The organism is Exiguobacterium oxidotolerans JCM 12280, from assembly GCF_000702625.1.
GTDB lineage: Bacteria > Bacillota > Bacilli > Exiguobacteriales > Exiguobacteriaceae > Exiguobacterium_A > Exiguobacterium_A oxidotolerans.
Window position 1 is genome coordinate 1,789,330 of record NZ_JNIS01000001.1, and the last position, 20,025, is coordinate 1,809,354.

At 47.3% G+C, this 20,025-nt stretch carries 21 protein-coding genes and 1 riboswitch; of the genes, 13 read left to right on the top strand and 8 right to left on the bottom strand.

The genetic code is table 11. The annotated features are described in order from the left end of the window. The first annotated feature begins 3 nt into the window (after positions 1–3). The 3 genes from P403_RS0109185 (at position 4) to P403_RS0109195 (ending at position 2,565) form a co-directional block, all read left to right on the top strand. A complete protein-coding gene (locus tag P403_RS0109185; RefSeq protein ID WP_029332347.1) occupies positions 4–186 on the top strand; it encodes a hypothetical protein in 183 nt (60 codons plus the stop codon). Between the two features lie 71 nt (positions 187–257). Next, positions 258–1,205, top strand: a complete 948-nt coding sequence (gene msrA, locus P403_RS0109190) for a peptide-methionine (S)-S-oxide reductase MsrA (protein WP_029332348.1) — start codon at positions 258–260, stop codon at positions 1,203–1,205. Positions 1,206–1,275: 70 nt separating this feature from the next. Next, positions 1,276–2,565, top strand: coding sequence for a DUF2252 domain-containing protein (locus P403_RS0109195; RefSeq protein ID WP_029332349.1), 1,290 nt, complete (start codon positions 1,276–1,278; stop codon positions 2,563–2,565). A gap of 86 nt (positions 2,566–2,651) precedes the next feature. On the opposite strand, the gene P403_RS0109200 is transcribed toward P403_RS0109195, so the two are convergent. Both P403_RS0109200 and P403_RS0109205 read right to left on the bottom strand, forming a co-directional pair. Next, the gene (locus tag P403_RS0109200) at positions 2,652–4,310 is read right to left on the bottom strand and encodes a glycerol-3-phosphate dehydrogenase/oxidase (protein WP_029332350.1); all 1,659 of its coding nucleotides are present in this window, start codon (positions 4,308–4,310) and stop codon (positions 2,652–2,654) included. Between the two features lie 36 nt (positions 4,311–4,346). Continuing rightward, positions 4,347–5,312 (bottom strand): Gfo/Idh/MocA family oxidoreductase, encoded by a 966-nt coding sequence (locus P403_RS0109205; protein WP_029332351.1) that lies wholly within the window; start codon positions 5,310–5,312, stop codon positions 4,347–4,349. A 56-nt stretch (positions 5,313–5,368) separates the two neighbouring features. Between P403_RS0109205 and P403_RS0109210 the strand changes: the two genes are divergently transcribed. The 4 genes from P403_RS0109210 to P403_RS0109225 all read left to right on the top strand — a co-directional run bounded on the left by P403_RS0109210 (position 5,369) and on the right by P403_RS0109225 (position 7,514). Beyond that, positions 5,369–5,635, top strand: coding sequence for a DUF5327 family protein (locus P403_RS0109210; protein WP_029332352.1), 267 nt, complete (start codon positions 5,369–5,371; stop codon positions 5,633–5,635). Positions 5,636–5,692: 57 nt separating this feature from the next. Next, entirely contained in the window at positions 5,693–6,343 is a 651-nt protein-coding gene (locus P403_RS0109215) for an SDR family NAD(P)-dependent oxidoreductase (protein ID WP_029332353.1), read from the top strand. After that, positions 6,340–6,693 carry a DCC1-like thiol-disulfide oxidoreductase family protein gene (locus tag P403_RS0109220; protein ID WP_029332354.1) on the top strand — a complete coding sequence of 118 codons (354 nt, stop codon included), beginning with the start codon at positions 6,340–6,342 and terminating at the stop codon, positions 6,691–6,693. The genes P403_RS0109215 and P403_RS0109220 overlap by 4 nt, the downstream gene beginning before the upstream one ends. Before the next feature lie 74 nt (positions 6,694–6,767). Continuing rightward, positions 6,768–7,514, top strand: a complete 747-nt coding sequence (locus P403_RS0109225) for a thermonuclease family protein (protein ID WP_034801099.1) — start codon at positions 6,768–6,770, stop codon at positions 7,512–7,514. Positions 7,515–7,778: 264 nt separating this feature from the next. Here the strand turns inward: P403_RS0109225 and P403_RS0109230 are convergent, their stop codons facing one another. The 4 genes from P403_RS0109230 to P403_RS0109245 form a co-directional block, all read right to left on the bottom strand. After that, complete coding sequence (locus P403_RS0109230; protein ID WP_029332356.1) at positions 7,779–8,753, bottom strand: cation diffusion facilitator family transporter; 975 nt, start codon at positions 8,751–8,753, stop codon at positions 7,779–7,781. A gap of 40 nt (positions 8,754–8,793) precedes the next feature. Then, positions 8,794–9,579, bottom strand: a complete 786-nt coding sequence (locus P403_RS0109235) for a glucose 1-dehydrogenase (protein WP_029332357.1) — start codon at positions 9,577–9,579, stop codon at positions 8,794–8,796. Positions 9,580–9,600: 21 nt separating this feature from the next. Then, on the bottom strand, positions 9,601–10,452 hold the full coding sequence (locus P403_RS0109240) for a GRP family sugar transporter (protein ID WP_029332358.1): 852 nt from the start codon (positions 10,450–10,452) through the stop codon (positions 9,601–9,603). 129 nt (positions 10,453–10,581) lie between these two features. Beyond that, positions 10,582–12,210: an ABC1 kinase family protein gene (locus tag P403_RS0109245; RefSeq protein ID WP_029332359.1), complete on the bottom strand. Its 1,629-nt coding sequence runs from the start codon at positions 12,208–12,210 to the stop codon at positions 10,582–10,584. 165 nt (positions 12,211–12,375) lie between these two features. On the opposite strand from P403_RS0109245, the gene P403_RS0109250 reads away from it, so the two are divergent. Both P403_RS0109250 and P403_RS0109255 read left to right on the top strand, forming a co-directional pair. Then, entirely contained in the window at positions 12,376–12,981 is a 606-nt protein-coding gene (locus P403_RS0109250; RefSeq protein ID WP_029332360.1) for a trimeric intracellular cation channel family protein, read from the top strand. Position 12,982: 1 nt separating this feature from the next. Then, positions 12,983–13,351: a DUF423 domain-containing protein gene (locus P403_RS0109255; RefSeq protein ID WP_029332361.1), complete on the top strand. Its 369-nt coding sequence runs from the start codon at positions 12,983–12,985 to the stop codon at positions 13,349–13,351. Positions 13,352–13,931: 580 nt separating this feature from the next. On the opposite strand, the gene P403_RS16665 is transcribed toward P403_RS0109255, so the two are convergent. Next, positions 13,932–14,081 (bottom strand): hypothetical protein, encoded by a 150-nt coding sequence (locus P403_RS16665; RefSeq protein ID WP_167331093.1) that lies wholly within the window; start codon positions 14,079–14,081, stop codon positions 13,932–13,934. Positions 14,082–14,174: 93 nt separating this feature from the next. Next, positions 14,175–14,951 (bottom strand): hydrogen peroxide-dependent heme synthase, encoded by a 777-nt coding sequence (gene hemQ / locus P403_RS0109265; protein WP_029332362.1) that lies wholly within the window; start codon positions 14,949–14,951, stop codon positions 14,175–14,177. A 344-nt stretch (positions 14,952–15,295) separates the two neighbouring features. Between hemQ and pta the strand changes: the two genes are divergently transcribed. The 4 genes from pta to P403_RS0109285 all read left to right on the top strand — a co-directional run bounded on the left by pta (position 15,296) and on the right by P403_RS0109285 (position 20,002). Then, positions 15,296–16,279: a phosphate acetyltransferase gene (gene pta, locus P403_RS0109270; protein WP_029332363.1), complete on the top strand. Its 984-nt coding sequence runs from the start codon at positions 15,296–15,298 to the stop codon at positions 16,277–16,279. Positions 16,280–16,338: 59 nt separating this feature from the next. Next, a riboswitch (purine riboswitch) is annotated at positions 16,339–16,438 on the top strand. Between the two features lie 75 nt (positions 16,439–16,513). Then, a complete protein-coding gene (locus P403_RS0109275; RefSeq protein ID WP_029332364.1) occupies positions 16,514–17,098 on the top strand; it encodes a xanthine phosphoribosyltransferase in 585 nt (194 codons plus the stop codon). Further along, the gene (locus P403_RS0109280; RefSeq protein WP_029332365.1) at positions 17,095–18,402 is read left to right on the top strand and encodes a nucleobase:cation symporter-2 family protein; all 1,308 of its coding nucleotides are present in this window, start codon (positions 17,095–17,097) and stop codon (positions 18,400–18,402) included. Before P403_RS0109275 ends, P403_RS0109280 begins: the two co-directional genes overlap by 4 nt. A 223-nt stretch (positions 18,403–18,625) precedes the next feature. Beyond that, positions 18,626–20,002: an amino acid permease gene (locus P403_RS0109285; RefSeq protein WP_029332366.1), complete on the top strand. Its 1,377-nt coding sequence runs from the start codon at positions 18,626–18,628 to the stop codon at positions 20,000–20,002. Positions 20,003–20,025: the final 23 nt, after the last annotated feature.

Genomic DNA, 20,025 nt, shown 5'->3' on the forward strand with positions numbered 1-20,025 from the left:
AACGTGAACTATTGGTACCACTTTAAACGGGCATTCATCCCGATCGCGATTTTATTGATTACATTAGCGATTTATCAAATGATTTATCGCATGAACAACATTTGGTATTCGCTCGGCGGATTGATTTTAGTTTTTGCAGCGATTTATTTTGTCATGCGACGCCTGAAGGCAAATCCAGAAGATTGAGTGAGCAAGATAGTAGGGACACGCTTTAAAAAGCAGTAGACTAGAGAGAGAGAAAGAGGAGGGGAAGATAGATGGCAAAAGCAATATTTGCAGGTGGTTGTTTCTGGTGTATGGTCAAACCGTTTCATAAATATGATGGTGTCGACCAAGTGATTTCCGGCTACACCGGTGGTCATACCGAGAACCCGACTTATAAGGAAGTTTGTTCTGAGACGACGGGACATCTCGAAGCAGTCGAGGTGACATATGATCCGTCCGTCATCACATATGAAGAATTACTTGAAGTATTTTGGCGTCAAATCGATCCAACGGACGGCGGCGGTCAGTTTAATGACCGAGGTCAGTCATACGAACCCGCTATTTTTTATGTTGATGAAGCGCAAAAGCAAGCGGCGGAGCAATCAAAAGCAGCACTCGATGCATCTGGTCGTTTTTCAAAACCGGTTGCGGTCGACATCCGTCCGGCAGCACCATTTTGGCCAGCGGAAGAATACCATCAGGACTACTACAAAAAAAATCCGTTCCGCTATCAAATGTATAGTGTCGGATCGGGTCGTGCCAAGTTCGTCAAAGAAGCGTGGAAAGATCACGGTAAGGAACAGGAACTGAAACAACGTTTAACACCTATCCAGTATAAAGTGACACAGGAGAGCGGGACAGAACCGGCCTTCCGAAATGAATACTGGGATGAAGAACGTCCGGGGCTGTATGTCGATATCGTCGACGGAACGCCACTCTTCACGTCAAAAGACAAGTTCAACTCAAGTTGTGGATGGCCGAGTTTCGCGAAGCCGATCGCAGAAGACAAGATGGAAGTAAATCTTGATACGACGCACGGCATGACGCGGACAGAAGTTCGTTCAGCTGATGCTGATAGTCACCTCGGTCATATCTTTGATGATGGTCCAAAAGAGCTCGGTGGTCTGCGTTACTGTATCAATTCCGCTGCTCTTCGATTTATTCCAGTAGAAGAGCTTGATTCTGCCGGATACGGGGAATATAAAAAACACTTCGAGTAAGTAAAATCAAAAGGCAGCAAAACGAATTCGTTTTGGCTGCCTTTTTTAGAAGCAAAAAGGAGGTCATAGGGTGTTTACGACAGTGTATGATGACATTCGACAGATGACGATTGCCAAAGTATTGGACTTTTATGACGATGAAATCCGTCGACTCGATGAAGCATCGCGCAGACAAAAATACGAGAAAATGAGCCAAAGTCCGTTTCTGTTTTTCCGTGGCAGTTCCCATCTGTTTTACTATGATTTGACCCGTATCCCGTTAGGATTCGACACACCGGTTGAGACACCGACATGGATTCAAGGCGATCTCCACTTTGAGAACTTCGGTGTTCATGGAAATGCGAAGGGTGAAATCATTTACGACGTTAATGACTTTGATGAAGGGTATCTCGGATCCTATCTTTACGATGTCATCCGGATGGCCGTTTCGGTCCGTCTATTTGCAGACGAGGTCGCTTACAATCCGGAACCGGCGATTAAGGCCTACATTGAAAACTACTTACACGACCTGCATGAATACGCGAATGGTAAAAATCCGAGTGACATCTGTTTTACGGTCAAGAATACGAAAGGACCGATTCGAAAATTAATTAAAAAAGCTGAAAAAAAGAAAGCGGACTTGCTTGGTGAACGAACCGCTGTGATTGATGGGCACCGGAAGTTTCTTGATCTACCGGATATGAAGCGTGTCGAAAAAGAAACGTACGCAGCAATCGAAGCGATTTGGCCGGATTACATTGCATCAGTCGATGAGAACGATCGAAGAGACGACGCGTTTTATGCAATCAAGGACATCGTCCACAAACTGGATAGCGGAACCGCCTCGATTGGTCTGGAACGCTATTACATTTTGATCAATGGGGAAGGGAAGGAAGAGCCGGACGTCATCCTTGAGATGAAACAAGCACAAACGGCTGTGCCGTCCTTATTCGTTCCTGTTTACCGAGAAGATGTCGAGGCCGTCCATCAAGGATTACGGGTCGTCGCGTCTCAAAAAGCGATGCAAGCGGACGAAGATCCTCATCTCGGATATGTGACGATGCATCAAAAAGAGTATTACATTCGAGAGCGCTCTCCGTACAAAAAGAAATTAAAAGCAAAGCATATTAAAAGCCAGGATGATCTTGAAAATGTATTAGCTCTTCAAGGTCGGATTACGGCGAAAATCCATGCGCGAGCCGATATGGATGCAGGAATTAAGGCGACGGTTCTCACGCATCACGCGGATGTCGCGATTATCGAAGCAATCGGAGAGTCAGAGCAAGTGTTCCTTCAGCAAATTCAACGCTGGTCAAACGCCTATGCGGAAAGAACGAAGCTAGACTTCCACGTGTTTTTGAACTGGATGACGAATCGATAAGAAAATGGTCTTTTGGGAATCGGAAAAAGGCAGGAGACACCGAATTGAACTTCGGCGTCTCCTGCCTTTTTTAGGCTATTTCTTATTTAAGAGGGAACTGAACTTTTTACACGCACAGCGTCAAACTCACGTTTGATGCTTTCATTGGCTTTTGCTTCTTCTTCAGCCGACCAACCGAGTTCGCTACGCATGAGAGCGAGTACGCCGTCAGCATATTTCTCGGCATTTGGATAATCGAAGAAGACGGCGGATGCACGGCGATTCAAGAAGTCACCAGGTTGCATGACGAGCTCGGCTTCGAGTCCGTAAAGCAGTGCACCGAACCAGTGAAGTGGTAACTGGTAACGTTCCGCTTCACTGCCACGTGAACGAATGAGTTCATACACCCGTTCGACGTTCGTTCCGTAGCGTTGGATGAGCCATGTCGTCTCGTCTGGCGAGAGACCGAGGGCTTCGCCTTTCGGTTGTTGCTCTTTCAAGTAGCGGGCGAATCCTTTACTACCATCTTTATGTCCGCCGCCAAGTAAGATATGACGCGTCCGTGATTCAAGATAGATCCGGTCTTCTTCTTTTTTGAATTGTTCGGCGACCATATTGATGATGCGTTCCGCCATTTTCCGGTAACCGGTTAGTTTACCACCAGCAATCGACATCAAGCCGGATTTCGAGACGAAGATTTCATCCTTACGGGACAGTTCACTCGGATCTTTGCCATCTTCATGAATCAATGGACGGAGACCAGACCATGTCGACTCGACGTGCTCCGGACGAAGCTCGATATTGAACATATCATTTGTCGCTTTTAAGATATAGTCGCGGTCTTCTTCCGTGACACCTGGCTCGAGAATGTCACCTTTATAGTTCGTGTCGGTTGTTCCGACGTAGGTTTTCCCTTCGCGTGGGATTGCGAAAATCATCCGTCCGTCTGAGACATCAAAATAAACGGCTTGGCGGAGCGGGAAATCAGCTTGATCGATGACGAGGTGAATCCCTTTTGTCAGGTGGAGCGACTTACCAGATTTTGAACCGTCTTGTTCCCGTAGTTCATCGACCCATGGACCCGTCGCATTGATGATTTTTTTCGCCCGAATCGTATACGTCCGGTCTGTTAAGAGGTCACGGACTTCGACGCCGACAGCTTTCCCGTTATGGTAGACGAGTGATTCTGCTTTCGTATAGTTGACGGGACGACCACCATAACTGATAGCAGATTTTAGGACCTCCATCGTCAAGCGGGCATCATCCGTTTTGTATTCCACGTAGCGCCCGCCACCGACGAGGTGTTCTGAGCGCAGGAGTGGTTCATAACCGAGTGTTTCTTCTTTTGATAACATCGTTCTGCGTTCATTGCGTCGTACACCAGCGAGTTGGTCGTAGACACGTAAACCGATAGAAGTTGAAAAACTTCCGAATGTTCCCCCTTCGACGAGTGGTAACATCATCCATTCCGGTGTCGTGACGTGGGGTGCATTCTCATACACGATTTCCCGCTCTTTTCCGACTTCTGCGACGAGCTTGATTTCGAATTGTTTGAGGTAACGCAGTCCCCCATGAACGAGTTTCGTTGAGCGACTTGATGTTCCTTCAGCAAAGTCTTGCATTTCGATTAAACCGGTACGCATACCGCGGCTTTGTGCGTCGAGCAAAATCCCGGCGCCCGTGATTCCGCCCCCGATGACTAATACATCGAGTAGTTCTTGTCCCATCTCTTCTAACCATGCCGTGCGTTCTGTACTTGAAAACATGAATAGTTCCCCCTGTTCGTTATGAATTGGATTGAATTACTCTACTGATATCCATGTACCCTCTTTTGCACTCTTTTGAGCATAATCAATGATTTTCATGACAAATAACGCTTGTTCTGTCGTCACGACGAGCGGAATTTCGTTTCGGATTGCCCGTGCAAGATCCGTGTAATACGTAGAAGCCGGCTTTAAGAAAGGGCGTTCTTCAGGTGGTTGTTCCGGAAGGCCGAATGTATAGGTCGGATTCTCCGTATCGACCATGTCAACGAAGTAACTTGCTTTCGTTCCGTGCACGCTCAAAGAACGTCCAGACATCGGAACGAGCGAACCGATGTGAAGAATCGCACGCCGTGTTCCGAAGGCGAGAATGAGGTGCGTATAATCGTCGACCGGACCGTCGATCCGCTGAATCGTTTGGTCACAAAAGACACGATCCGGTCGTTCTCCGAATAAAGTCAGAGCCTGATCGATTAAATGGGATCCTAAATCGTACAAGAGACCGGCGCCGGGCACGTCCTGTTCCCGCCAGCGTTCACGGACGGTCGGACGGTAGCGGTCGTAATGGGCTTCGAACGTCTGAACGTCGCCGAGCTGGTCGGTCCGGACGAGTTCCAGTAGCGTTTCGAAGTCTTTTTTGTAGCGACGATTATGATAGACTGTCAGTAAGCGATTTTGTTGACGAGACAGTTCAGTTAATCGTTCTGCTTCAGCGAGCGTCACGGTAAACGGTTTTTCGACGAGCACATGACAATCGGCTTCTAGTGCGAGCCGGGCAAGCGGATAATGTTCCGCATTGGGTGTAGCGATGACGACGAGATCGATCGTTTCCTCGGCGAGTAATGTTTCGAGCGATGGATATACAGGCACGTTTGGGTAGCTTTTTGCAACTGCATCCGGACGACTCGACTGAACAGCGACGAGCTGATAATCAGGCGATGTAATATAGGGGGCATGCAGGTGTTCTCCGGCAAGACCAAAACCAACTAAAGCAGTACGAATCATAAGGACACTTCCTTTTCGGTTAGTCCTTTCAATTTAGCACAAGTGAGGTGAAGAAGATGATTTCAGAACAACATGTTATTGAAAAAATGCGGCAGACGATGGTAAAAATCGAGCAGACGACTGGTACAGCACAAGTCGAACAACTGGCGACAATGAAAGCATACTGTGAGCTGTTACTTGATCAACCGGGCACACCGGCACCAAGCGTCGTGCATCCACAGACAGCTCCGGCAGCAAAACCGGACGTTGATCCGATGCTCGCACGCTTCATGGGCGTTGCACAAGAAGATGAACAAAAAGGTCCGTCATTGCTTGATTTTTGACTAGATACGTAACTTTTTGGGAATAGAAAAGACAGACAAGCCAGAGGGGGAAACAGTATGAAAACAGCAATCATCATTGGAGCAGGTCCAGGAAATGGTGTCGAAATTAGTAAACGGTTCGGGAAAGAAGGTTTCCAAATCGTCTGCGCGGCACGTACACAAGAGACGCTTGCTGCCGTCGTCACGGAATTGAAAGAGCATGGCGTCGAAGCGGTCGGTGTCGAGTGTGACGCATCACGCAGAACGGATATCGCATCACTTGTCGAATGGACGAAAGAACAGTACGGGCAAGTCGACGTCCTCGTCTACAATGCATCGATTCTGCATCAGTCATCGGTTCTCGACGTCTCAGCAGAACAAATCACGAAAGAATTTGAAATCGATGTCCTCGGGGCACTCGATGCCGCGCAGCTCGTCGCACCGGACATGGTGGAACGAAAAGACGGTGCCATCTTAATCACGGGTGGCGGGGCTGGAATCCATGCGATTAAATCATTACCCGGATTATCGATTGGAAAAGCGGGTGTCCGTCAATTGACACATATGCTGCATGACACGCTAAAAGAAAATAACGTCTACGTCGGGACGGTCACGATTGCAGGAGAAGTGAAGCGGGGGACGGCGCTCGATCCGGCGAATGTCGCTGAAGCCTTCTACACACTGTATTCGAACCGGACGGATGTCGAAAAAGTCTTGTCTGCAGAATGAAACAGTTAATCGTCTACTACGATGGTCTCTGTCCACTCTGTCAAAAATCAAAACGGCTGCTTGAGCGTGTCGATCGTTTCCGGCAGTTGACGTTTTCCGATGCGCGACGGATGCCGGTGGAACAACAACCACGACTGCTTGAACGGATGCATGTCGAAACCGAGCAAGGAGTCCGGTACCCTGGAATCGAAGGGATTCGTCTGTTGACGAAGACACTCCTATTCCTTTTACCGCTAGCTCCATTCGTCTCGTTAGCGATTGGTTTACGAATCGGCGCACCACTCTATGACCGGGTCGCGAAAAACCGCGTCATTCCAATAAGTTGTACGACGGAGTGTTCCATCAACTGATACATTTAGCGAAGCGCCGGCGCATAAGGTCGGCGTTTTTTGAGTGGACTGGCTAACTAAAAAGGAGGGGCATGATGAAGTTTTGGATGCAGGCATTGTTGCTAGTCGGACTCATGTTCAGTACAGGCTGTGCCTTAGAGGAAGAGCCGGAAACGGAAATGAAGTTCGGAATCGCACAACCGGATGATACAAAAGCCACACAAGTGACCGTCGAGCGGGTCGTCGACGGGGATACGATTAAAGTCCGCTTACCGGACGGGAAGATTGAAGACGTCCGTTTTTTGTTAATCGATACGCCAGAAACGGTAAATCCGGAAAAACCGGTTCAACCGTTCGGACCGGAAGCTTCGAGCTTTACGAAAGACCTCTTACCAAAAGGGAGCGAGATCGTCATCGAGCGAGATCACTCAAAGGCGGATCGTTACGGTCGACTTCTAGCGTATGTCTGGATTGATGGCAAGATGGTCAATCAAGAGTTGTTACGTCAAGGACTTGCGCGTGTCGCCTACGTGTACGAACCGGATACGCGGTATGTTAAGACGTTCGAAGACATTGAACAAGAAGCAAAAGCAGCGAAAAAAGGGATTTGGGAAACAAAAGGCTATGCGACGAATCGTGGATTTGACGAAACGGTCTTGACGAAGGAATCGACTTCTTCGGCAAAAGGTGAGTGTGAAGACATCAAAGGAAATATCAACCGGCAAGGGAATAAGATTTATCATGTCAGAGGCGGTCGCTCATACGAGGACGTCAAGCCTGAAGAAATGTTCTGTAGCGAACAGGAAGCGAAACAAGCAGGTTTTCGACGCGCTGCGAATTAACGCACGTTGCTTAATTTAGTGAAAACCTTAAATAACATATCGTACTAGAAAAAAGAGTTGATTCAAAAGTCGCTCTAAAATCAATCTTGGTGACGGACGGTTCCGTCCTGTACGTACGAAACGCCGATGATCCCATTTTTCATGGAATCATCGGCGTTTTTTGTGCGGGCTCTTCTCGTTTGTGATGACAGATTTAAATCTGAGGAGCACATGTGAAACCCCTTGTCCTTCAAAAAGGTGCCCGCTGTTTGTGGTTACTCCCTTTTATTCTGAAGGCGGGGAGGGTTTATAATGTGGAATTTGATCATCCTCATCAAAGGCAATCGTGACGTCGGTCACGCCTTTTAAAATCCGGATTTGCAGTTCGAGGCGGTCTTTGATGTCATCGGCTTGCGCGATTGTCATGCCACGGTCGACTTCGATTTCAAGATCGACGTGGAAGTGATCGCCTTCTTTGATGACTTCAAGTTTTTCGATGTCACGGACATCTTTGTCGCGGAGTAAAATCTCTGCGATTTTTGCTGTCAAGACTTCATCACTTTCACCGAGCGCACCGGCTGCATTTTGGATGAAGACGTTATAGACGACGTAAAACATCATCAATCCGATTAAAACAGAAGCAATCCCTTCTGCTTGATAAAACGATGTATAGTGCGAAATGAGGACGGCGATAATGGCAATCAGACCACCCAGTGTCGCAACTAAGTCTTCCATAAAGACGAGGCGCGTCGCTGGTTTTGCTTGTCCGAGCTTCGAAAAACTTTCGCGAACGAGCGTGAATCCACGCGATTTCAGACCGGTTTCATGAGCGATTTCAATCATGGCTTTATAAAAGACACCCATTTCAAGGACAACTCCGATTCCGAGCGCTGTTAAAATGATCCACAGTCCGCTTGTTTGTTCTCCTGGAGCATGTAGAATATGCAACACGCCTTCACGGATCGTCTCATACGCTAAAATGGCGACGACGATAATTGCTGCGAGCAGGACGAGGTTGACGAGACGACCGAATCCATTCGGGAAACGTTTGGTCGGTGCTTTTTTACTTAACGCAGAGCCGACATAAACGAACATTTGATTGGCGGCATCACCAATCGTATGCATCATTTCTGCGAACATGGCGATGTTACCGGTTAAGATATAAGCGATGAATTTAATAATGGCAATAATCGTATTGACGATAGCGGCAGCTAAAGCAGATTTATTACCACGCCTCATTAGTGAGAAAAAGTTGGCCATAGTTGTGATCCTCTCCTTTTAAAAAAGCAGGAAAGCGGAATTAACCGCGTCCTGCTTGGAATGATGGATAAAGTGACATGCCGCCATCTGCAAATAGTGTGATACCGGTCACGTAACTGGATTCGTCAGAAGCAAGCCATGCGGCAACAGCGGAGATTTCTTCCGGTTTACCGATATTGCCCATTGGAATCATGCTTTCGACTTCTTTACGTTGTTCTGGGTCTTCAAATTTCTCTGCATTGATTGGTGTGTTGATCGCTCCCGGTCCAATTGCATTGATTCGAATTCCTTTTGGTGCGTACTCCATCGCGAGCGTCTGCGTCATCAGTTTGACGCCACCTTTACTTGCCGCATAGTGAACAAATGTTGGCCATGGAATGATTTCGTGAACGCTCGACATATTAATGATGTTCCCTTTAATGTCGTTCTCGACAAAGTATTTCAAGGCTTCACGTGCTCCGAGGAATGAACCGGTTAAATTGACATCGATGACTTTTTGCCAGTCTTCGAGGGACATTTCGTGCGATGGTGACGGCATTTCGACACCGGCATTGTTGACGAAGATATCGAGTCGACCAAAGTGGTCAACTGTTTCTTTAACAAGACGAATCATATCGTCCTCTTTTGATACATCTGCTTGAATCGTAATGGCTTCTCCGCCGGCTTGCTTGATTTCTTCTGCAATCTGATCTGCTTCTTCCGGATGGCTCCGATAGTTGATGACGACCTTTGTACCTTCTTCCGCGTAACGACGGACAACGGCTTCACCAATCCCCATTGAACCGCCTGTGACGATAGCTACTTTTCCAGTTAAACTGTTATACATGAAAATCGACTCCTTTAAAAGTTATTGTTTTGTAAATCCAATCATGATACCACCGGCGACAACGAGAATACAGCCGATGATAACGAAGGTCATTTCTTTTTTCGTTTTTGATTCTTTTAACAAGAGGACACCACCGATGGTCGAGATGACGACACCGGTTTGTGAGAGTGAAAAGCTCGTTGCGACGCCGACACGTGCCGTTGCGAAGAGCAGGGCGATGTTACCGACAGCCCACATGATTCCGGCAATTCCGTTTGTGAACGTTTGTTTCGCAAACAAATTCCCTTTGCGTAATGAGAGCAGAATGGCACTGACGACCATCCCGATTGCTTGTGGTAAGACCGCTTCCCAACCGTTGATGTTAAACCAACGGGCGATGACGACATAGCCGACATAACCGACCGTTGAGATAACGAGGAGAAGTAATCCTTTTCCAATGTTTTCATCTTTTTTACTTTTATCTTCCTTGTACGACGTAAAAGCGGCACCCGCAACGATCAGGACGAGCGCGCTAATTCCGAGAATAAGTGCAGATGTGCTCGACCACTCACCGAAAGCGAGCACGCCGAATAGTGACGTTCCGACGAGCTGCATCCCAGTTGAAATCGGCATCGTTTTCGAAACACCCATCTGTTTGAAAGCAGCGAATTGGTTCATTTGACCAAGCGCCCAAAAAGCACCGGAGAAAAGACCGGCAACCCAAGCAGTCGTTGACATTTCCGGACTGACGAAGAAAAACGTGACAAGAGCAAATGCTAATGCACCGAGTGTCGTCCCGATAATTTGTTGTTCGGTGGAACCGCCGAGTTTTGACACGACGAGTGGCAATGTCCCCCACATCAAGGCAGGAACGATGGCAATTAAAATATCAATCAAGTGATTCACCTCTTCCATTTGTTCTATCTACTTGAAGTTGTACCCGATGATTCCTCATGAAAAACATCAAAAGCATACATAAAGTTATTTCGAAATAAAAAACGCCCCACGAATGGGACGTTAAAATCATTTAAACGGTTCGTCGGCGATGCGGACGATTTGTCGACCGATTCTTCGGGCGTTCCATAATGCAACGACGGCAATCGTTAAGGAAATCCCCATTAAGTCATACTGACTTAAGAAATAGCCACCGTAACTGACAGGTAAGCTGACGATTCCGACGAGTGAACTGGTCCACTGGCGGATTTTAAGCGATTCCATATTCGCGACGCGCGAGAATTTTTGCTGTTCGAATAACCGCCAGCGTGTTGGTTCACTGAGGGCATCATTGACTAGGCGAGGAAAGGCGAGAAGACGTGCGCCGTAAGACCCTGCAATCTGTAAGTAACGATTCTGGTTTTTTCCTTCTTCGTCCAGCCAACGCCGGACCATCGGTTTCGCAAGTTCAAGTAAGTTGATTTTTGGTGAGAGGATTTGCAGGATACCAAGGATTGTTGACGCGGCACGACCAAAAAAGGCAAACTCGGCCGGTAATTGAATCGGTTCATTCCGAACGAGTAATTCGATATCAGACAGGACTTTTTCAATCAATTTCGTATCGACGTTCTCCATATCGCTTTCAAGGTAAAAGTTGACGGCTTTTTCAATCGCTTGACGGATATTTTGTTTATTTGCGTTCGGCAAGAGGAACCGGAGGTCTTCAAGACCATCGACAATCGCATCATAATCGAGTGTGACGAATGATTGCAAAATGCCTTGGATTGCCCGCATGTCGTCCGGGGTCGTCGCACCGATCATCCCGAAGTCGAGTAGGACGATTTTTCCATCCGTCTGGACCAAGACGTTACCGGGGTGAGGATCAGCATGGAACTTCCCACCGAACAGCAACTGTTCACCCGCATTGAGGAAGAGGTTCCGCGCGAGTTCGTCACGATCGATTTGATGTTCTGCTAAAAACTCGAGGTCCGTGATTCGTGTACCGTCAATCCACTCCATCATCAAGACGCGATTCGTACAGTGTTCTTCATAATAGTCTGGGATGTAGATGACAGGGTTCGTTTCATACATCTTTTTAAAGTAGAGACCATTTTTTAATTCAGTCCGGTAGTTCAGTTCATCTCCGATGACGAAGACCATTTGGCGATAAAGACTTTGGAGGTCAGTCGATTTATTGAGTGACGTCCGACGGAGCATCGCAATGACAAGACGCATCGCACGGAAATCCGTTTTAATGATTTGTTCGATGTTGGGACGCTGGACTTTGATTGCGACTTTTCGCCCGTTCGATTTGAGTGTCGCACTATAGACTTCTCCGATGGAAGCGGATGCGATGGGTCGAGGACTGATGTTATCGACGACGTCTTCGATCGGCATGCCCCAGTCTTCCTCGATGATTTTTCGAGATTCCCCGAGTTTGCTCGATGGGACCTTATCGACGAGTTCAGTTAATTCCATTAAAACGGTTGGTGGGAATAAATCGGCACGAATCGATAAAAACTGCCCGAGTTTAATGAGGAGTCCTTCGAGACGCAGTGCTTTCTTCTTATAATCACGCGCGATCGTAATCATAATGCGCTCGAATTCTTCAGTATTCGTACCTGGTCGGTTTTTCCGGGTGAATCGATAGATAGTCCAAATATAACGAGCGAACATCGTCACGATGACGAAAATCCGGTAGAGCGCCCAACGTTTCATACGGTCACCTAGCTTCCTGTACAGTTTGTTTCAGTATAGGTTACTTTACCTAAAAACGTCACTTACAAACGGCTGAAAAAAGAATCGTAAAAATAAGGTGGACGCGACGCAAAAAGAGAGTATAGTAAGTAATGGAATTTCAATGTGGAAAGGTGAAATGTGTGCATGTCCTGGGACTTATTAAATATCATCGGCACGGTCGCATTTGCGATGAGTGGCGCGATCGTTGCGATGGAAGAAAAATATGATTTGTTTGGGGTTTGGTTATTGGCATTGATTACGGCATTCGGAGGCGGTGCAATCCGAAATTTGTTGATTGGTGTACCCGTCTCGGCACTTTGGTCGCAAGGTGGATTGTTCTTGATTGCGATTTTAGTCGCATTATTAATCTTTGTTTTACCACAATTATTTTTACCACATTGGTCACGGTGGGGCGTACTTGCCGATGCACTCGGTTTATCTGCATTTGCGATTCAAGGTGCACTTATGGCATCTGCAAAAGGCTTACCTCTTTCAGCAACGATTTCAGCAGCTGTTTTAACAGGTGTCGGCGGTGGTGTCATCCGGGATTTACTGGCCGGACGCAAACCACTTGTCCTGCATAAGGAAATCTATGCGATGTGGGCCGTCATGGCCGCGCTCGTCATCGATCGGTTCCAACTGACGAATCCGCTGCATTTGTTCACATTACTCGGACTCATTACGATTTTACGTATGCTATCTTATTATTATGAATGGAATTTACCAGCACGACGTTTAGGGGGAGAATGACATGAAAGTATTGATTATGATTGGTTCTTTATCGATGATGGTAGCGGTCGCACTCGGTGCGTTCGGAGCGCATGCGCTAAAAGATATGTTATCTGAGAGGATGCTTGCGAACTGGCAGACGGGTGTCCTCTATCAGATGGTCCACTCACTTGGGATTTTGGCACTGGGTGGGATGTTACTGAAAGTTTCGATTTCACAATTTTCGCTTGCAGGTTGGTTGATGCTCGCCGGAATCGTCTTCTTCTCTGGCAGCTTATATGTCATGGCGCTGACAGGGATTACAAAGCTCGGTGCAATCACACCGATTGGCGGCGTTCTGTTCATCGCAGCATGGATTTTTGTCGCAATTGGTGCGTATAAAGGGTTATGATCGATCGACTGACTTGAAAGTTGGTCTTTAAACGAAAGTAAGGGAGTGGCTTTTATATTCACTCTCCGTGATATCGGGAGTTAAAAGCGTCTTTTTTCGTTGCTTTCCTCGGGCGAGGCGCAAGCCGTTGCTCCTTCGTCCTCACGGACAATGAGCAGGGTCTTGCCCGCCTCTGAAAGTGCGTTTTTAACGCACTTTTTCCCGCAGGAGTCAACGAAACGTGACGCTTTTTAGGTAACACTATGACGGAAATTCAGTCATGCAGACGCTTTAGAGCGCAATCCGTCTCGAATCGCTTAGAACCGCGAAAAGCAATCGGTCGCGACCCTGCAGCTTTGCTGTAGCGGCGCGGACGGTTGCCGCTTTGAAGACGAGGCGAGACAGGGAAGCGCGACCGGATTGTCTCTCGTTATCGCATGTTCACGATTCATAAGAGTTTGTCTACACGCTGAGTGGATGTATATCCACTCTCTTTTTTTGTCTTTTTACGACAATTACGCCATCGAAAGACAAAAAAATCGGTCAAGAGACATCACTGCCACTTGACCGATTACGATTTAGAGTAATTGAAGCGCTTGCTTCAACGCTTTGTAGGTTGTGTTTTATTTAACTTCGATAATGCTTGCTCATAGCGATCCAGCACACGTTCTGCGACTGGCTTTAGCTCTTTTGAAAGCACAGCGAATTGCAACTCACGCGATCGCGTTGATCGGTTCATAGCATTCCCCATGATCATTCCTCCTTAACGTATAAAACGTACATCTTTTATGGCCGCAAAGAGTATATTCCCATAGGGTTTTTCTATGAAACGTCTTTTAGCATATTAAAGCGCAAAATGTGTTTCGAGTTCGCTTGACTCGAGACGGTTACCGATGAAGAACTCACCGAATTCACCGTATTTTGCACTCACTTCGTCAAAGCGCATTTCATAGACGATTTTTTTGAACTGGAGGATATCATTCGCGAACAAGGTGACGCCCCATTCCCAATCGTCGAAGCCAGTTGATCCACCGATGATTTGTTGAATCTTCCCAGCGTAGCTCCGTCCGATCATACCATGACGGTACATGAGCTCTTTCCGTTTCTCCATCGAAAGTGTGTACCAGTTATCGCCATCGCGACGTGATTTACTCATCGGGTAGAAACAGATATGCTTCGATTTCGGCAAGATTGGATAGAGACGGTCGCGGACGTATGGGTTTTCATATGGATTCCCTTCGCCAGATCCACGGTATGTGCCAAGTTCGACGACGGAGACGTATGAATACGTCGGGATGAGGTAGTCATACAAATCGAGTTTTTGCATCTTCACTTCAACGGCTTGAATGTCTTCCATCGTCGGACGGAGGACCATCAAGACGAGGTCAGCCTTTTGACCAATGATCGTGTAAAGGGCGTGGCTGCCTTCTTTTTGTTCTTCGACTTGTCCGAGTTCAACTAAGAACGTTTGGAATTCGTTAATCATGTTTGTCCGTGTAGCTGCGTCGACTTGTTTTAAGCGTGACCAGTCAATCCGACGGAAATCATGTAATGTATACCAGCCGTCGAGTGTCTCGGCGGCTTGCTGTGTAGCAGTTGGTTCTGATGTTTGATGTTCCATGAAAAAACCTCCTGAAATCTATAATGAAAAGTACATTCTCCATTGCTAATCTTATCATAGATCGGACGGTTCATCGCAACAAAACAACCGTCCCTCATTGGAGATAGAGACATGAAGTAACACGAATCGGGGTATGAAGTAAAAGGGTGTGATGAAACGCGTTAAGCGCCTTCTGTACTATTCCTAGAAATAACTGTAATAGTGATGAAATTCCGCTTCGTGTAATGGGTAAAAGAAGTTTTTTGCAAATTGTTTTAATAACGAAACAGAACTGTGTATAATGAACGATGGAATGTATAAGGAATAGAAACCGACACTTGATTGATATAAAAGGAGAGAAAATCATGCAATTATTTGAAATGCTTGAGACAAAAGTAAAAGCACACCAACCATCAATCGTTTTCCCAGAAGGAATCGACGCACGTGTTCTTGGTGCTGCTGTCCGCCTGAAAAAAGATGGTCTTGTCACACCAATCGTCATCGGACCACGCGTGAAGATTGAAGAAACGGCTTCAGCGAATGGAATCGATGTAACAGGTCTTGAAACAATCGATCCTGCTTCGTACGAAGCCATCGAAGAACTTGTTGCCTCTTTCGTCGAACGCCGTAAAGGAAAAGCGACAGAAGAACAAGCACGTGAAGTCATCTTAAAAGACGTCAACACATTCGGAACGATGCTCGTGCATACAGGTAAAGCAGAAGGTCTCGTCTCGGGTGCGATGCACGCGACTGGCGATACAGTCCGCCCGGCACTTCAAATCATCAAAATGCAAGAAGGCTATAAGAAAACATCTGGTGTCTTCATCATGGTTCGTGACGATGAGCAGTATGTCTTCGCTGACTGCGCGATTAATATCGCACCTGACGCAAACGACTTAGCTGAAAATGCGATCGCATCAGCAAAAACAGCAAAAACATTCGGGATTGAACCGAAAGTGGCATTGCTTAGCTTCTCGACAAAAGGTTCAGCAAAATCACCTGAAACAGAACGCGTCGTCGAAGCAACACGCCTCGCAAAAGAACGTGCGCCTGAACTTGCAATCGATGGTGAGTTACAGTTTGATGCAGCGTTCGTCCCGAGTGTCGCAAAATCAAAAGCACCAGAATCAGATGTTGCGGGTCAAGCTAACGTCTTTATCTTCCCAAGCCTTGAGTCAGGGAACATCGGTTACAAAATCGCACAACGTCTTGGTGGATTTGAAGCGATCGGACCGATTCTCCAAGGTCTCAACAAACCGGTCAACGATCTTTCACGTGGCTGTAACGAAGAAGATGTCTACAAACTTGCGATCATCACGGCAGCTCAAGCAGTTGAAGCAAACGCTTGAAACGGAAAAGTCTTTACTTTTTCAGAGAACATCGTAAAATGAAACACATCATGCACGAATCATAAACGTATAGCAACGCTCGTATAATAGTGGGAATTGGCCCACGAGTCTCTACCGGATCGCCGTAACGATCTGACTACGGGTGGTGAGTTACTGCTCTCTTTTTTGGCGTACAGTGGCTGCCCCCGGGGTAGCGCTGTACGTTTTTTTTCGTCAATAAAGGAGAACTCAGCTATGAAACGTTTAGAAGAAATGATTAACAAAGAAGGAATCGTCCTGTCCGATCAAGTCTTGAAAGTCGATGCATTCCTTAACCATCAAGTCGATCCGACATTGATGTGGGAAATTGCTTATGAATTCATGAATCGGTTTCAAGACGCCGGCATTACGCGGATTTTAACGATAGAAGCAGGTGGAATCGCACCGGCGATGATGACAGCACTTCGTCTTGGTGTCCCGATGGTCTATGCACGAAAAACGAAGTCACTGACGTTAAACGAAGGAACGATTTCAGCAGAAGTCTACTCGTTTACGAAACAGCAGACGAGTACGATCACAGTCGCTGAAAAATACTTACAGCAAGGTGAACGTGTGCTGATCATCGATGACTTTTTAGCGAACGGGGAAGCGGCGTTCGGTCTTGCTAAATTAGTCGAACAGGCAGGAGCAGAAGTCGTCGGTATCGGAATCGTGATTGAAAAATCATTCCAACCGGGGCGCGAGAAATTGGTTCAGGCAGGGTTCCGCGTCGAATCGCTCGCACGAATTGAAAAATTAGAGAACGGGAAGGCGACGTTCGTCCGCTCGGTGAACGTATGAAATCCTTATCGAATCTTAAAGCGGCAGGGCTCGGACTCCAGCATGTCCTTGCGATGTATACGGGAGCAGCCATCGTTCCATTGATCGTCGGCAGTGCAATCGGCTTATCCGGGGAAGGACTCGCGTATCTTGTCGCGATTGACCTATTCATGTGTGGAATCGCGACGTTACTCCAAGTCTTCGTCACGAAGTATACCGGTGTCGGACTGCCGGTCGTGCTCGGATGTACGTTCACGGCAGTCAGGCCGATGATTGCGATTGGTAGTCTGCAAGGTATCACGGCGATTTACGGCGCATTAATCGCAAGCGGCATCATCATTTTATTAATTTCCGGACTCTTTAGCCGGATTGCGATTTTATTTCCGCCGGTCGTGCTCGGATCCGTCGTGACGATCATCGGAATATCACTCATTCCGGCAGCCATCAATGATATCGGTGGCGGACAAGGCGTTCAAGATTTTGGTGACTTCCGATACCTCGGTCTCGCCGGATTAACGATTGCTTTAATCTTGATTTTAAATCGTTACGGCACCGTTTTTTCGAAGGCGGCGGCTGTCTTGATTGCGGTGCTCATCGGAACACTTGTCGCGTTCGGCATGGGGATGATTGATTTTAGTCCAGTCGCTGACGCCTCGTGGTTCCAAATGGTTACACCGTTTTACTTTGGTGCACCGACGTTTAATATCACGGCGATTTTGACGATGACGCTCGTTGGTCTCGTCTCAATGGTTGAATCGACAGGCGTCTTCTTGACGCTTGGTGAAATCACGGATAAAAAACTCTCGAAGCAAGACTTAGCACGCGGTTACCGGGCAGAAGGTGCTGCGACAATCATCGGCGGGATTTTTAACAGTTTTCCATACACGACTTACAGTCAAAATGTCGGGCTTGTTCAACTGACGGGCGTCAAGACACGAAAAGTCATCGTCTTTGCCGGGTTGTTTTTGGTCATCCTCGGTTTCTTGCCGAAAGTCGCCACCTTTACGACACTGATTCCGAAACCAGTTCTTGGCGGAGCAATGCTCATCATGTTTGGGACGGTTGCAGCAAGCGGAATTCGAATTCTGTCTCGCGTCGACTTCGCCAAAAACGACCACGTCTTGACAGTCGCCTTATCACTTGGCGTCGGACTTGGCATCAGTATGAACCCGGCGATTGTGTCCGGTTTACCGGAACAAATCCGCGTCTTGACGGATAGCCCGATTGTCGCCGGTTCGTTGACGGCATTGCTTCTCAATGGTTTGTTCCGTTTAGCTGATCGCAAGCAGCGTACAGAAGACGAACAATTTGCAAAAGCTGAGTAAATAGTAGAACAATTGTGTTACGAGCAGACCTGCATCTTCGGATGGAGGTCTCTTTTTTGTGATGAGACGACGTTACACAAATCAGAATATTTCGAGTATGGGAAGAAAGTGGTAAATCTCACTTGAAAACGTTTACAAATCAGACACCACTTCTTTATACTGACAACGTAGCGGTTTGGGGAACTGCTAAGAACGATCGAGAGACAGGAAGGACGTCGTACAGATGAAGCAACAGACAGAGCTAAATCGGGGACTGGAAGAGCGTCATATTACGTTGATGTCGCTGGGGGCGGCAATCGGTGTTGGACTTTTCCTAGGCTCGGCAAAAGCCATTCAGTTGGCAGGACCAGGGATTCTGATTGGTTATTTAATCGGCGGTATCATCATCTTCATCATCATGCGGGCACTTGGGGAGCTCGCGGTACGTGAACCGGTGGCGGGAAGCTTTGCTGAATACGCCCGGAAATATGTCAGTCCACTCGCTGGATTTTTGACCGGGTGGAATTATTGGCTTCTGTGGATTTTTACATGTATGGCAGAAATCACAGCAGTCGGAATTTATATGCAGGAATGGTTCCCGCAGTCGGAACGCTGGATTTGGGCGCTTGCGGCATTATTACTTATGACGAGCATTAATTTCATTGCCGTCAAATTTTATGGCGAATTCGAATTTTGGTTCGCCTTGATTAAGATCGTTGCGATTGTCGCGATGATTATTCTTGGAACGTTGACGATTGTCGTCGGACTTGGTAACGGAGGCACACCGGTCGGGATTTCAAATCTTTGGTCGCACGGTGGATTCTTGCCAAATGGATTCGGGGGAGTCCTGCTTGCGATGCAAATGGTCATGTTTGCGTTCTTAGGCATTGAAGTGATTGGGGTCACAGCTGGGGAAGCTAAAAATCCGAAGAAAACGATTCGTAAGGCGGTCAACAACGTCTTTTTACGAATTTTGATTTTCTACATCGGTGCGCTGTTCGTTATCTTGTCGATTTATCCGTGGGACCAAGTTGGACAAAATAACAGTAGCCCATTCGTCTTATTGTTTCAGCAGCTCGGTATTCCGGCAGCAGCCGGTATCATCAATTTTGTTGTACTGACAGCAGCCTTGTCGTCATGTAACTCGGGGATTTTCTCGACAGCACGGATGATGATGAACCTGGCACAAAACGAAGAAGCACCCAAACGCTTCGCGAAGATTTCGAAGAATGGTGTCCCGGCAATCGCAACAATTCTTTCAGGGATCGCGCTGCTCGTCGGTGTTGCCTTAAACTATTTCTTACCGGAAAACGTTTTTGCGATCGTGACGAGTATTGCGACGTTCGGAGCGGTCTGGACGTGGGCGATGATTTTGATTTCGCAAATGCGGGCCCGCAAGGTGTATGGTACGGCAGAATTCGGCGTTCCGTTTTTCCCGGTCGTGAACTACATCGCCTTACTTGCACTGGCTGGCGTCATCGTCTTGATGGCGTTTGATGCGAGTACACGCATCGCACTGATTGTTGGACCACTCTGGTACGTGATTTTGATTGCGGTCTACTATGCACGGGGGATGCATAAACAGACACGACGCTCGTTCGACCGGGCATCAGGGGAATGAATCAGAGAGACCGGCTTCGGGCG